The organism is Fibrobacter sp. (assembly GCA_012523595.1).
Classification (GTDB): domain Bacteria; phylum Fibrobacterota; class Chitinivibrionia; order Chitinivibrionales; family Chitinispirillaceae; genus JAAYIG01.
The window spans coordinates 1-13,976 of record JAAYIG010000244.1 but is presented as its reverse complement, the minus strand read 5'-3'; the positions used below and the strand labels follow the sequence as shown (position 1 = coordinate 13,976).

13 protein-coding genes are annotated in these 13,976 nt (G+C 44.1%); 4 read left to right on the top strand and 9 right to left on the bottom strand.

Translation table 11 applies throughout. From position 1 onward, the window contains the following. Positions 1–255: 255 nt before the first annotated feature. From GX089_16915 to GX089_16895, 5 genes are read right to left on the bottom strand one after another with little or no spacing between them, the layout of a single operon-like run. Positions 256–975, bottom strand: coding sequence for an N-formylglutamate amidohydrolase (locus tag GX089_16915; protein NLP04178.1), 720 nt, complete (start codon positions 973–975; stop codon positions 256–258). Continuing rightward, a complete protein-coding gene (locus tag GX089_16910) occupies positions 976–2,565 on the bottom strand; it encodes a hypothetical protein (GenBank protein ID NLP04177.1) in 1,590 nt (529 codons plus the stop codon). Positions 2,566–2,577: 12 nt separating this feature from the next. Beyond that, positions 2,578–3,672 (bottom strand): hypothetical protein, encoded by a 1,095-nt coding sequence (locus GX089_16905; protein NLP04176.1) that lies wholly within the window; start codon positions 3,670–3,672, stop codon positions 2,578–2,580. Next, positions 3,669–4,037 carry a hypothetical protein gene (locus GX089_16900; protein NLP04175.1) on the bottom strand — a complete coding sequence of 123 codons (369 nt, stop codon included), beginning with the start codon at positions 4,035–4,037 and terminating at the stop codon, positions 3,669–3,671. Before GX089_16900 ends, GX089_16905 begins: the two co-directional genes overlap by 4 nt. Next, positions 4,007–4,573, bottom strand: a complete 567-nt coding sequence (locus tag GX089_16895) for a type II secretion system protein (GenBank protein NLP04174.1) — start codon at positions 4,571–4,573, stop codon at positions 4,007–4,009. Before GX089_16895 ends, GX089_16900 begins: the two co-directional genes overlap by 31 nt. 271 nt (positions 4,574–4,844) lie before the next feature. Here GX089_16895 and GX089_16890 point away from each other — a divergent pair, with 271 nt between their 5' ends. Beyond that, positions 4,845–6,296 (top strand): amidophosphoribosyltransferase, encoded by a 1,452-nt coding sequence (locus GX089_16890; protein ID NLP04173.1) that lies wholly within the window; start codon positions 4,845–4,847, stop codon positions 6,294–6,296. A gap of 66 nt (positions 6,297–6,362) precedes the next feature. On the opposite strand, the gene GX089_16885 is transcribed toward GX089_16890, so the two are convergent. Both GX089_16885 and GX089_16880 read right to left on the bottom strand, forming a co-directional pair. Then, positions 6,363–8,057 carry a GH3 auxin-responsive promoter family protein gene (locus tag GX089_16885; GenBank protein ID NLP04172.1) on the bottom strand — a complete coding sequence of 565 codons (1,695 nt, stop codon included), beginning with the start codon at positions 8,055–8,057 and terminating at the stop codon, positions 6,363–6,365. Between the two features lie 220 nt (positions 8,058–8,277). Continuing rightward, on the bottom strand, positions 8,278–9,141 hold the full coding sequence (locus GX089_16880) for a hypothetical protein (protein NLP04171.1): 864 nt from the start codon (positions 9,139–9,141) through the stop codon (positions 8,278–8,280). 367 nt (positions 9,142–9,508) lie between these two features. Between GX089_16880 and zupT the strand changes: the two genes are divergently transcribed. Both zupT and GX089_16870 read left to right on the top strand, forming a co-directional pair. Next, positions 9,509–10,321, top strand: a complete 813-nt coding sequence (zupT, locus tag GX089_16875) for a zinc transporter ZupT (protein ID NLP04170.1) — start codon at positions 9,509–9,511, stop codon at positions 10,319–10,321. A 405-nt stretch (positions 10,322–10,726) separates the two neighbouring features. Continuing rightward, the gene (locus GX089_16870; protein ID NLP04169.1) at positions 10,727–11,203 is read left to right on the top strand and encodes a 4Fe-4S ferredoxin; all 477 of its coding nucleotides are present in this window, start codon (positions 10,727–10,729) and stop codon (positions 11,201–11,203) included. A 458-nt stretch (positions 11,204–11,661) separates the two neighbouring features. Here GX089_16870 and GX089_16865 read toward each other — a convergent pair whose 3' ends face one another. After that, positions 11,662–12,150, bottom strand: a complete 489-nt coding sequence (locus GX089_16865; protein ID NLP04168.1) for a hypothetical protein — start codon at positions 12,148–12,150, stop codon at positions 11,662–11,664. 72 nt (positions 12,151–12,222) lie between these two features. Continuing rightward, positions 12,223–12,936, bottom strand: a complete 714-nt coding sequence (locus GX089_16860) for a DUF1573 domain-containing protein (protein NLP04167.1) — start codon at positions 12,934–12,936, stop codon at positions 12,223–12,225. 550 nt (positions 12,937–13,486) lie between these two features. Between GX089_16860 and GX089_16855 the strand changes: the two genes are divergently transcribed. Next, the coding region (locus GX089_16855) for a phosphotransferase (protein ID NLP04166.1) at positions 13,487–13,976 on the top strand (490 nt) is incomplete at its 3' end.

Sequence of the window (13,976 nt, the reverse complement as noted above, 5' to 3'; positions counted from 1 at the left end):
CATGCCTGAGAGATAAACAGTGGAGCGGCTAATGACAGCACCTCCAACCCACCTCCCGGGCCATGGAGATTGTCTGCCAGAATTTTTTCTGTGTCTTTTACAAGTTTACTCATGATACAACCCATTGTATCGAAAATGTACTGAATATAAGCAAGGCCAGAATGCTTTAAAAGGATTTATCCTCGAAGGTCCTCGAAGAAACAGCAATTGCTTGGAAATATGGGTATGAAAGTCTCACACAGTAACGCAGGAGCGCTAAGAAAAGAGCGGAAAGAAGATTGAATCAGCTATCCCACCGATAATACTCTCCTCTATTTTTTCCTTCATTCCGGTTTTTTTCCGATAATGCTTCTGATTTACTTCTATCTCTATTCCCAGGTATTTCTCCTCAGGATACCTCATCCTCATCTGTTTTGTCAACCCATCACTGATTCCCAAATAGGGATAGTTTCTCCTGACTCTGACTCCCGGAACCTGCTCAGCCAGATACTTCTGCAGATAGAGACAGATCTCCTTTTCCCCCTTTCTCTTCGGGTCATAAAGAAAACCCGTATCTGCATTGCGCACCTCGCCATTAAGAACAGGTGTGAAACTGTGAACAGAGAAATGCAGCACCCGTCTCCCTTCAGATATTGCCTTTTCTGCAGCAGAGAAAACCTTTTCGTGATAAGGATCATAGATCTCCCTTAAAAGCCTCTGTTTCTGCTCCTCAGGGAGGCAGGAAACAAATTTGGAAAAAACACGGGGGTTTCCTCTTGAACGGTTCTGTTCGACCACAAGACGGCTTATCTGTTCGTAAAAGAAAGGAGCTTTAAGACTGGCGGAAATTTTTCGGGCGAATTGAAGAGCACCCGGATCGTATCCGCGGTGACTGTTCAGGATTTTTTCTCTGCCCCTGAAATAAGAACGGAGTTCAGAAGGTATTCTGTTTCCGCCATGTTCACAAGTGATAATCAGGCGAGTCTGCGGTCCCAATCAGTAATATACCCCCTGTAAAATTGGCCTGATTCTTGTGTCCTGAAGTACCAGTTCTTTCTCAACCAGATCCTGACGCGGATCTACTATTCCCATGTCAATGAACTCCTGAATTGCATCCGTATCATAGTTCATTGTCAGGTCACAACCTGAATTGAACTGGAAATTGGCGTTTTCAGAGGCATAATGTATCGCTCCGTTAAAAGTACCGCCTTTCCAGGCCTGTGTAACAGTCCCGGTGCCCTCCACGTGTACATATCCCCTGAAATCATTAACCCCGCCCAATTCTGATATTTCGCCGCCGGATTTGACATAGAATAAAGTATTGGAATTCGCACTTGATTTAAAAAGGCTCTGGTTACAAATAATCTTGCTCTCTACGATCCAGATAACCTTGCCATCGAACGTACCGCCATCATCCTCAATCGCTTTCTCGCTGTTTACCCGCACAACCATGAAATCATTCCATTTTTTATCAGCAGGTGTATGGTCGTAGGCCCATTGAAGTGAGGATGAGGTTATCTTATCAGGAATAATACTCCCTACCGACTGAATATAACTTTCATCTATACGCGATATATCGACCTTAAAAGCGGTTTCATCCCCGGCTTCCATTCCCAGGTTTGAAGCGATATCGATCGTTCCAGCTCCGATGTTTTCACGCGCGCTTGCATTAATGATCTTGGAGGAGTTTTCTATCCTGTTTGTATATGTAGCCTTATGGTTATTCATGTTTATATTCTCGCAATCAATTGGGATCTTTCCATTAAAGAATGCATCACCATGCAGTTGCATCTGGTTATTCCTGATTTCTACATCCTTTTCAAATCCCATCTTACCTTCAACTGTCAATCCAGCCTGAGAAAAGAAATGTGTCTGAATGTAGGCATTTCCCCTCACAGTCAGGTTTGCATCAGATCTGAACTGTGCCGTTGGGTTAGAAGTGACTCCTACCTTGAGATTTCCATTAATGAGGCTGTTGTTTGCTCCACCGTTAAACATCACATCACCGCCAAAGTACACATCCCCGTTTATAGTAATTCGTGTATCGAAATTTTTCCCCTCACCGGCTATGTAGAGCGCATGTCTCTTTTTATGGCTGGTTTTCTGCTCCACTCCTCCGATGGAGTAGATAGCCACCACACTTTTTTTCCCGCCGCTGAACCCTCCTCCTTTTCCTATCCCTTCAACCTGAAGGAGTGCACTTGTAGGATCAAACCGCATTATCCGGGCTGAAAAGGATGGAGAGTTGGGATCATCAGGCTTCAGTTGAACAGAAACAGGGTTATTCGCGGAATTGGGATCATTACCAAGCAGCCATTTGTAACTGGGATTAGTTGTATACTTTTTTATTATGTTGTAAGCAACAACAGGCTGTTTCGCGAATTGCCCTTCTACCGCCTGAAGCGAGGCCTTGGCAGCTATTGCAGCAGCCCTGACCTTCACCATCTCAGTTGAAGCGACTTTATCTTTATTAGTGATATATGTCAGCGATGTTCCTGCTATGGTTGCTGCAAAGAGAATAGCCAGTCCATAGACAACGGCAAAACCGTTCTGGTCATTTTTTCCATTTGGAATTTTTCTCTTCATAGCTGCCCCTCTTCAAAGGCCATTATTGGGTATCTCAATTATCTCCTCATAAAGGCGCCAGGTATAATTCCCGACAGTTGGACAGTTGTAATTTGCTACAGTTATGCTTCCGCTTCTCTTTGTATCCGTTTCACCGCTTGTTCTTGTCAGCAGAAAAACCTTTACAGCCTTGACCAGAGGTCTCTGTATGGAATCGGGCATATTTACCCATGTAAACCTGTCCGTGGAGACTTTTGTCAACACAACCTCAGAGACCTGGAGTTTTCCGTTACCGGTACTGGTAAACTCCAATGACAACCTTGCATCATTGTTTTCCAACAGCACTGGGAAATCGAACTGGTTTTTACCGCTTCTGGGCAAAAAACTCTCACTGCCCAGTACTGCTCCATTCCCCTCGTTCCCCCTGAGCACCCATTTTATTTCGCTGAGAGCCTCCGGGAAACCATCCGCACCACTGACATTAAATGAAACCCGGACATGACCACGGGTAAGACTGAAGGATGTGTTACAAGTCACTCTGCCTGAAACGTTGCCAACCACATTTATCTGCATGTTACCGGATTTGGTGCAGTTGACAGTATCCCAGGAGGCCCCGACTACAGGTCTCTGATTGAGCAGTACCTGGTTTTCACTGTGCAACCCGTACTGGAACTGAAGAGCTTGAACATTCTGAGCAAGATCGGTTGTATTATTATCAAGTACCCTCTGCAGAATCGTTCCGCTAAGGGCATAGGTGATATCATCCACACCTGTCAAATCCCCACTGGCATTGATATTCGCCTTCCGGATATTCAACCGGTCTCCAGGAGTCCCTTCTGATGGTTTAATTGAGGAGCCATCGGAGAAAGTGACTCCTGCCACATCGTTAATTGTCCAGGTACCGGCAGATGTACCGGGAGTGAGCGTACGCTTGAACCCGGTGTTTCTGATCTCTCTTGCAAGCATAGCAAGTACATCCCTGGAACCACCCTGAATGCTTGATACCCTTTGTCCCCCGGTATAACTCTTCAGCATGGTTTTCACCTGTGAACCGATAATCATCGATACTATCACAAGAAGTACCGCGTAAATTATCACCTCAATAAGTGTCACACCTTTGCTGTTCAATTTACCGCTCCTAAAAGAGTTATCTGTTTCTCTCCATTTATCGCCTGCCACTTCACTGTTATCTCTGCTCTGACCACATTTCCCGTTTCGGTTATATTCCAGATACGCCTGTATTCCTTTCCATCAATAGTGTATGTATCGTTCCCGTTCGCAGGGGCCGGATCAGCGCTCAAATCGGAAAGCTTGAGTTCAGCAATCATATAAGCTGTTTCAGACCCCTTGGAGAAGCTTGACGTAAGTGAGCTGGTCTTTGAAAAGAAAGCAATCACTATGGCTGTGACCGCTACTATCAAAATAGAGATAAAAATCTCTATCAGTGAAAAACCGGAATCTCTCACAGAGCAATCCATGATGATCCATCCCATTTAAGCATTCTAAGATTCTGTGTACTGCCGGCATTCAAAATCGCTATGCAATAAGTCACTTTCGGCAGTTTTGATGAACTCAGGTAAAGACTTCCCGGATTTATACTCCCCATCGCATCTTTGGAGACAATCATACCTTTATCTGCCCAGTTACCTCCCAGCCATGATCCCGCCGCCGGAAGATCCGCTCCCGAGGCTGCGCTGCCAGGCGATGTTTCCGGCAGGCCGAACCGGACCGGAGGATCCAATGTAAATACCTGCTGATACTCACCCGCATCAGCAACAGAATTGTTAGTCGAATCTATAATGATCGTGTACTGATTGTTTGTGGGAAAAGTCACCAGTATCTGGCAATCATTTTTCATGGCCATGGACCGGGTCATTGATAGATCTGCCATTACTTTCCAGGCAGCTTTCTGAAGCTGATCCTCTGCAATATAAGAGCTGAAGCGGACTACGGCAAAAGCGCCCAGTATGCCCAGGATCAGGATGGCAACCAGCATCTCCAGTAATGAAAATCCGCTTTCCTTTCTCATCCATACACCCCTGTATTAGATCTCATTATATATTATATCACTTTTTCAAGGTAATTAAATGCAAAAAAGCATCTGCCTGGTAGACAGAAACATCGCAAACCTGCAAGTTGTGAAAAGAGGTGCTGGGCAGTTCGAACTCACAAAGAGGTCTCCCTGAAAAAAACTTCACACTTTTTAAGCACAAAAACGTATAATGACTTCTTCGGAATGTATTTTCTTTCTCTTTTAAAAATTCAGGTCTGTTCCTTATCTTTCAGGTCAGGATTTCTTTATGGGCGGTTTTTTCGGAGTAATATCAAAGCAGGAATGTATCAGTGATCTTTTCTACGGAACCGATTACCACTGCCATCTGGGCACCAGACGCGGCGGAATGGCAACAATCAATGAAAACGGTTTCACAAGAATAATCCACGACATAAGCAACTCTCAATTCAGAAGTAAATTCGATGATGATCTCCGCAAAATGCATGGAAAAAGCGGAATCGGTGTCATAAGTGACTACGAAGACCAGCCTCTTATCATCGGCTCTCATCTCGGTACTTACGGTATCGTCACTGTAGGGTTGGTAAAGAACGCCGGAGAACTGACCAGGAAAGCATTCAGCACGAGAGCCACCCATTTCTCAGAAATGAGCGGTACTGAAATCAATCCCACGGAAATTATTGCTACCCTGATAAGCCATGAAGAGTCATTTGAAGCAGGAATCGCCTCTGCCCAGGAAACAATTGAGGGTTCATGCTCAATGCTTCTCCTTACCAGAAAAGGCATTTTCGCGGCCCGTGACCTGCTGGGAAGGACCCCGGTTATTATCGGCAAGGGAAGTAATGGATACTGCGTCGCTCTCGAAACCTGCTCCTTCCCGAACCTTGGTTACGAAGTTGTCCATGAACTGGGTCCAGGTGAAATAGTTCTGATAACTGAAAACGGATATGAAATCAGGAAACAGCCGGGCACCGAGATGCAGATCTGCACTTTTCTCTGGATCTATTACGGATACCCTGCATCCACATACGAGGGAATAAATGTAGAGGATTCCCGCCATAGAAGCGGTGCTGCACTTGCCAGAAATGATTCCGTAGATGTTGACCTGGTGGCCGGTATCCCGGATTCCGGAGTTGCACACGCTTACGGGTATGCTGCTGAAGCAGGATTACCCTACAGAAGGCCATTTGTCAAATATACCCCAACATGGGCACGCAGCTTTATGCCTCAGATTCAGGAGATGAGAAATCTGGTGGCAAGAATGAAGCTTATACCTATCAAGGAACTTACGGCAGGAATGAGGATGCTTTTCTGCGATGACTCAATTGTGAGAGGAACTCAGCTCTATAACACATTCCAGAAGCTCTATAATTACGGTGCCAAAGAGATACATCTGCGCCCCGCCTGCCCTCCCCTGCTCTTCGGATGCAAATACCTTAACTTCTCCAGATCAAGATCGGAAATGGACCTTGCCTGCCGTAAAGCTATTGTAGAACTGGAAGGAGAGATCACCTCGCTTGATAAATACATAGATCCGGACACTCAGGAGTTCAAGGCCATGGTTGATATAATCCGTAAAAGGATGGGAATCTCCTCACTGGTATACCAGAAGATGCCTGATATGGTTGAAGCTATCGGACTTCCAAAGGAAAAACTCTGCACTTATTGCTGGGATGGATGCGAGGGGTGCGGAGGAAAAACCAGCAAGACTCAGGCAGCAACTGCTATCGATTACATCTGAGAAAAAAAGATCTACGATTAAGCTGATTAAGTGACTTGCTTGATTTTTATTTGTACATGAAAGCAGTTATTTACTTTCACTCAGCAGATCATCATAGACTTTCTGCATGTCAGGATCTTTCCTGAGATAATTAACCTTGTACTGACCCTCTCTGACCCAGCCCTCAGCAAGCAGCTTCGCCTTGAGCATCTCATAGGAATTGGGCTTCAAGTCAACCAGCACCGGTGCATTCAGGCGGCTTGACTTCCTCTTTGCGGAATACTCCGGGTTTACATACTTAATATGCTCATCAACCAATTCCAGGAAAGACTTCTTGAGATTCTGCGTTGTTCCTGCAGGGAACTCCACGTACAGTTTATAGATGTAATTCTGTACATCGCAGAACATCGTGTAAAACTCTACTTTTAAGTTTCTTGCCACCGCAGCAGCATCAACAGCCTGCATAACATGAGCCTCAGAAAGTTTCTCTCCTGTAAGGCTTGTTACGCCCTCTCCCTTCTGCAAGAAACGAAACAGTGGAAACCGGTTGAAGAATCCCTCTACCCGCACGATATCATTTATGTCGTATCTGTAAAGACCGCTTCCATTGGTAATCAGGATATAGTAGCTTTTGCCAATCTCCAGTTGATCAGCCCCCAGGACCTCCGGATCATCTTTCTGCCTCTGGCTCTCCTCGATAAACTCAAAATGGTAGATATGCCCCAGGAGAACAGAGTAGTCCCATTCATTCCCAAGCACCAGGCCTGCACGTGCCTCACTGGCCTGATATCCAAATTCTCTCAAGATTGTCTTCTCAGGGAAAAAGCCCTGAAGTCTGGGCAGAATAAGGGCACAATTACCCTGCTTCCAGGTGTTTACGCATACCAGATCAGGCCAGTAATGAACAGGTTTGAGTTCCTCCCCGTATTGTTCGACAAGTTTCTCAAGCTGCCTGGCCCTTGCACGATCCGGTTTGAGTTTCCCAAGCATCACCGCACGATCAGAAGGATCTATCTCCGAGGCCACATCCGGGCGCAGTGTCCCATCATGAATGTCCTTTATAAGACCCTGTGCCTCCTGAAGAACCATCCTGTGCATCTGCAGCACAGTGGATGGATTAACTGTGATGATATAGGTTATGTTGCATGCCAGAGCATATCTCAGCATAGCATAGTATTTCTTTTCATAATCTTTGATACAGATCACCGGATATGGAGTGGAATAAAGATCTTTTAAAATTCCGGGAATATTTCTGTAAACCACTCCGGAAATAGAACCGAACGGCGTACCGTCCTCTGTCCTGCCCTCTTCTGCAGGAGCGACAAAAGAGAGGTTTTTACCATGAAAAAGTGTAGGATTGTCTCTCAGACAAGTATAAAACCAGAGTTTACTGACACCGCTATATGCTTCCCTGAAATATCTATCTGAGACTGGAATCAGTTTCGGTTTATCCGTTGTCCCGCTTGTTGTATTGTAGAATACCGGCTTTCCGGGAAAAAGCACATCCGGCTCCCCGCGGCTCATCCGGTCTATATACCCTCGATGCCCCTCGTAGTCCCTTATGGGAACGGCCTGCCGGTAATCCCTGATGCTTTTAATTGACGCAAAACCGTGCTCCCTGCCAAACAGGGTGTCTTTACATGATTGGATTATGCCTTTAAGGACCCGGTCCTGGGACAAAGTGATATCTCTGCTTGCTTTTTCAAGCTTTTTCAGCAGCGGTACCCCTGCTACGGACAGGGCCAACTTTTTAATCACGGGATTGTTAATTGCAATCGACATAGATCTCAAATTAGTTTTTGCAGCCCGCAAATAAAAGAATACAAAACATAAAGCACTGTACTGACTTCCGGGAACCCCTTTATCCACGGGTAAACAGACAAGCAGAAGATGGAATTCAAAAACGGATTTGATTAATCGAGGTATACTCAATATACAGCCAGATAGAAGAAATCGGGAGACAGAGGTGTCTCCCTGCATATATCATCGTGAAAGTTCAAGATCACTTTTTCCTTGACAATACGCTGGTTTCCCGCGTATAGTAAACCGCTGTTTTAGAACCGGTCCGGAATGCAACACCGGCTCTGGCTATAGGAAACCATGATTTCTCAAATGCTATACTTTTATCCGCAAGCTCCATCCCGTTTATAGAATATGCAGCTCCTGCTTCGACAAAGAAATTGCTATGTTTCCCGATAACCATTTCAAAGCCGGCAATAGCTGGAATAAGATAGTAATCTGTTTGTCTTCGCGGTGTGTGAATGTCATAATCGGTGTAAAATACTGTCAGCAGGTATAGGACTTTTTCCCGTGTTTGACCGAAACGGAATCCCAGAGAATTGTCAATAGTGGCAACAAGTGAGAGGTCATCAAACCCTGTATTTTCGCCGAAATCCGCCTGATGTCTTTTAAAGCCCCCGCTAAATTCATTTGACCAGAAGAAGAATTCAGATTTTCTGGTCTTTATGTTTTCGACACGGGTACGGACAAAGGCCTGAAACACTCCGTTATTTCCACCCAGATCAATCCCAGCATTCCACCAGTAAAGGATCCCATAACGATACCCCAGCATAAATGCCGGCGGCAGCACATCGGCGTCAGCATAAAGCACAAGAGAGTGCTCTTTTTTGTTCAGTAGTCCTCCCCCGCGCACAAAAGAGGGCTGCCTGACAAAACCCACTGGAGTATAATCATTTGCATGACGATTCTTTGGCAGCAATGCAGTGTATTCCCGTCCATTCCGGGTTATATACCTGTAAGTGTCAAACGAATCAACAGAAGCAGCATTCCCGACAAGATCGGAACCGAAAGAAACCGATACTGCAAACAAAGAGATAATTGCACACGTTAACATCGTTTTTCTCATTTTGTGCTCCCTTCTTCATACCAAAGGTTCAGAGCTGTTTAATCAATTGTCATACCAGAAATAAGATCTCTGGAATTCTGCAATTTTTCTGCAGAAAACCGGTATTGATGATAATTGTCAAATAAAAGAGTTCCAGCGTGCAATTAGAAAATGAACAGAATTGTCTATCAAAGGGATTAATTGTACAGTTTTATATGGAAAGGGATCAAAGCACTTCTCGGAGTGGTGGTTTTGACTTAACAAGTTAAGTCACGATTTCAGGACTTAAACGGGTAAGCGATAAATCCCGGCATTCTGAATGCTATTCGCCCATGCAAATTCCTATATTATTGAATATTCGTTCCCTATACTTATTAACAGGAAACTTATGACCACTCAAACCATCCTCTTTGCAATCGGACTCACAGCCTTTGCCGGCCTGTCTACCAGCATAGGAAGTGCACTTGCATTCTCTTCCAGAAGACTTAACCCACGGTTCCTTGCAGGATCACTGGGTTTCTCCGCCGGTGTGATGATCTATGTATCACTAGTGGAAATATTTGTTAAAGCCAGAGATTCCCTCTCCACTTATCTTGGGGATAAGAATGGCTACAGACTCACAGTGTTCGCCTTTTTCTGCGGCATCGCCCTGATTGCACTTATCGACAAGCTGATCCCATCTTTTGAAAACCCTCATGAGATGGCTCATCTGGAGGGAATGGCCAATGAAAAGAAAGGACCATCGGAAAAAAAACTCCTCCGTATGGGGTTATTTTCCGCCCTGGCAATCGGTATACATAACTTTCCTGAGGGATTCGCTACATTTATGAGCGCTTTGACTGATCCTTCACTTGGAATCAGCATCGCAATTGCGATTGCGCTTCATAATATCCCGGAAGGTGTCGCTGTTTCGGTTCCCATTTACTTTGCCACCAAAAGCAGGTCAAAGGCATTCTGGTTCTCTTCTCTCTCCGGGCTTGCGGAACCAGTGGGAGCTATTGTCGGCTTTTTTCTATTCAGGCATTTTTTCAACGATCTGACATTTGGATTTGTCTTCGCTTCTGTTGCCGGGATTATGATCTACATCTCCCTTGACGAGCTCCTTCCTACAGCAGAGGAGTATGGAGAACACCATCTGGCCATCGGGGGTCTTATAGCAGGAATGCTGGTGATGGCGGTAAGCCTGCTATTGTTTGCCTGATTGGTTGAGGGGAACAGCATAGTTTTCCGGGTTATTTTCGGGAAACGATGGTTTGATTCGTTTTTTTGGGGTTACTAATTCACCTCCGGGATGAAATCCTGACTTAAACCCTTAAATTAAAAAATTCATCTCTGAGGTGAATTTTTAATTTAACCTATTAAGTTACGGTTAAGTTAAACCACCTCTTTCCTAACCACACCATCCCCCAAGTAAAAAACCCAACAACCCAGACATCAATCCAGCACAAAAGCCACACTCCCATTACCATCAAAAGAATAATTCACTTTTCTTGATTCAAATCAATCCTCTAAATCGGAATTCAGGATATATTTAAGGCAGAGTATTTGATATCGATTAGATATCATTTTAACCGGCTCAGGTCTCTTAACACAACATGGAGGAATTATGGCATTTCAAGGCTGCCCTGGCTCACAGATGATGGATCTCAGGAAGAATGCAGAAACAACCGATGCAGATTCGGCTGCAATAGCGCAGTCTCAACTGCGCCAATGGCCCATTCAACTGCATCTTATCGCACCAACAGCTCCCTATTATCAGGGTGCGGATGTCGTTCTGGCGGCAGATTGCACTGCATTTTCCTTCGGCAATTTCCACAACGATTACATAAAAGGAAAAGCAATTGCAATTGCATGTCCGAAGCTGGATGACGGGCAGGATGAGTATGTGGAGAAAATCAGGGCATGGTTCGATGAGGCAAAAATCAACACACTAACTGTGGTTATAATGCAGGTTCCCTGTTGTGGAGGACTGCTGCATCTGGCTAAGCAGGCTCTGTCACAGGCCACAAGGAAAGTGCCGCTGAAAGCAATTGTTCTCAGTCTGCAGGGAGAAATTCTTTCTGAAGAATGGGTTACTGTTTGAGACAATAATTGAATGGTGCTCTGAGGCTGTTTCGAGGCCAGATTCGGTATCGAGACAAAAAGGTTTTCCTGCCGTCACTTTTTGTAAATGATTTTCAGTATGAATATTTAAGGGGACGTCTGTCCCCTTACACCTCCACACCCTCCACCTTAGTGCCTCAGTCAACTATACATCCAGTAAAGCTTTATCGTCTGGATCTTTTTTAGAACCTTCAATCGTCATCACAACTCAGGCAGAAATGGCGCAATGAGGGTATCGCAAGATATACTCAGTTAAAAAACAATGATCTGAGATTCTATTATAATCGTCTTTTCGGGGTTTACTCAGTGAATTCTCAATTGAAGAGGTGCGTGAATTCTGGCAGCATTTACCACCGAATTGACAAGGTCCACCTGAGCGAACTGGAGTTATATGAGCATTTCTGGAATGCGGCAAAATGGATCCTTTGCCCTGTCCGATCACTTTACCAATAACCTCTCCATTTTGCACTGCCTTCCTGGGAGATAAGGAGCTATGATATACATTCCCTTTGGCAGCCTTCTTCCAGCCGATTCACGCAGAGAATGCACCGAGACTTTTCCGGAATATGAATCGATTTTGCGGCCGTTAAGTGTATATATTACTGCCCTGTTGTACTCTGAATTAAGCTGTGGTTTCCTGTTAGTACCGAAAATTGTATTTAGTGGCAAAATTGTGCCGTTAAATTCTATTGCACCGATATCAACAGCATCAGCATATACAGCTCCACCATGGTATCCTTTATTTTCAGCAATTAATGAATTGCTCAGTTCAAGATAATTTCCCGGTCCACAATAAATAACCGAATCTCTTGTCATGAATGAAGAGTCAGTCTCAACACATTGTGTTCCTTTTGAAGGGATACTTGCCTTTGGCAGCCCAGGCCCATTGGAAGACTCAGGTCTGGGCTGTCCTTCGATTGTTAACACAGGAAAATGCCCGGCTGGTTTCTCAATCCCAGGAATCCTCAGTGCTTATGTAAAAAAGTTATGGCACAGGTATCAAGGTTGAATGTAACCGTATAGAGACAGTTCCATTTTTTCCGGATGATTTGTCTGGATGGTAATTTGCCCATAAGATGGCTTGTTGACTTTGGGACTGTAAACGGCAAGTTCATAGACCCTGTATCCATTTTCGCGAACAGAATCGGTTGATGTAAGTTTGTATCTCAAAGGAATCGAAAGATCCGATTGCCAGGCAGGAGCATTTTCGCCGGTTTCAGAAGGACGGAACTCAACCGAGACTATCGACAAATCGTTCTTCCTGGTTGAAAGGGTAATTTTCTTCGGCACTCCATCATTGGATCCATCCAGACTCAGCGATGTCACAGACAGGTCAATAGGTGCCTGAATTGTCGCTTCTATAAACAATCTTACCGTCTTCTCATTCTCCGCATTGGAAGTAACAGTGATTGACTTTGAAAGCTGCCCGCTCCTCTGCCCCTGTATATTCACAACCGATTCTATTTTCGTTGATTTACCCGGCTGGATCAGTGAGTCAAATTTAACCACTGTGCATCCGCAAGACGGACGTACACTTTCAAGCTTGAGAACAGCATCACCGGTATTTTTCACAACAAAAACAGCAGTAATTTTCTCGATCTTACCTTCGATAACAGTTCCGCAATTGTAGGTTTTTGAATCGAACTCAATTCTGGGGGCGGCAAGCGACGTGGAAATTGACAGAAGGACTGCAGCAGAAATAAAAAAGCTCATATGCCTCATAAGCACCTCCGATTATTTGGTTACTCAACGCAGCAACTTCGACCGAAATTACTGACGTATTCTGGTTTTCAGGTCTTTATCTCCTTGGATAAGTCTTTCTTCAAAAATACTCTATTCCTGATAACGACTCCAATAGGTTTAAATCTGAGGCATGTATAGCTGTGCTAACTACCAGATCGTGAGACAAGGATCTGGTAGTTAGCACAGGATCGGCAAACGGACTCGGACTCAGAAACGGGGGGAAGGGCACATGAATTTCCGTATATGCAAGGAAATGATAATCAAAGCAAAAAATCCAGCCAACTTCAAAATTGGTATCAGTTCAGTTGAAGAACATGGATTTAATATTCCGTTGCATGGGACTTTCAGGCATGCAAAAAGTGAAGTACCCTTGAATAATTGGTATATTGAGGTGATAATCCAAAGGACGGATTGTTGTGAAGAACTACATTTTGAGATAATCCTTACATTTTTTCAGACAATAAGAATAGTTTGGTGGCCAGACAACATTTAAAAAGCTCCGATCCGAAAGAATTGATAGATGAACACTGATTCAAAATTACTTTGTAAAATAACAGACCACGAGATTTTATCTATTATTAGGCATGTTTATTCGCCATCAACGCAGATCCTTTCCAGTACTCTTCTGCAGGGTGGAAAATTCAATACAACATATAGAATTCAAACGGAAAAGCCTTCAAGTGATATTATTTTACGACTATCTCCTGTTAAACAGGAACTTCTTTTTCATTTTGAAAAAAAATTGATGATGGTCGAAGCAAAATTATATAAACTGCTAGAAAAAAAAGGAGTTCCGGTTCCTGAAATCATTTATTATGATGCAACTAAGACCTTGGTTCCTCGCGAATTTTTGATAACTAAATTTATCAATGGTGTTTCACTTGAACATGTAAAACTTTTTTCCAATGAGTATGATCAAATAATGTATAATCTCGGGATTTATATAAATAGAATCCATTCTATTATGGGAGAAGGGTTTGGCTGGTTTAATCTGGAAAAAAGTGAAATGT

Bases quoted from the DNA above. Each gene is read 5' to 3' on its own strand.
- GX089_16880 (NLP04171.1), bottom strand. From the start codon at position 9,141: ATGAGAAAAACGATGTTAACGTGTGCAATTATCTCTTTGTTTGCAGTA.
- GX089_16890 (NLP04173.1), top strand. From the start codon at position 4,845: ATGGGCGGTTTTTTCGGAGTAATATCAAAGCAGGAATGTATCAGTGAT.
- GX089_16895 (NLP04174.1), bottom strand. From the start codon at position 4,573: ATGAGAAAGGAAAGCGGATTTTCATTACTGGAGATGCTGGTTGCCATC.
- GX089_16900 (NLP04175.1), bottom strand. From the start codon at position 4,037: ATGGGATGGATCATCATGGATTGCTCTGTGAGAGATTCCGGTTTTTCA.
- GX089_16860 (NLP04167.1), bottom strand. From the start codon at position 12,936: ATGAGCTTTTTTATTTCTGCTGCAGTCCTTCTGTCAATTTCCACGTCG.
- GX089_16910 (NLP04177.1), bottom strand. From the start codon at position 2,565: ATGAAGAGAAAAATTCCAAATGGAAAAAATGACCAGAACGGTTTTGCC.
- GX089_16870 (NLP04169.1), top strand. From the start codon at position 10,727: ATGGCATTTCAAGGCTGCCCTGGCTCACAGATGATGGATCTCAGGAAG.
- zupT (NLP04170.1), top strand. From the start codon at position 9,509: ATGACCACTCAAACCATCCTCTTTGCAATCGGACTCACAGCCTTTGCC.
- GX089_16885 (NLP04172.1), bottom strand. From the start codon at position 8,057: ATGTCGATTGCAATTAACAATCCCGTGATTAAAAAGTTGGCCCTGTCC.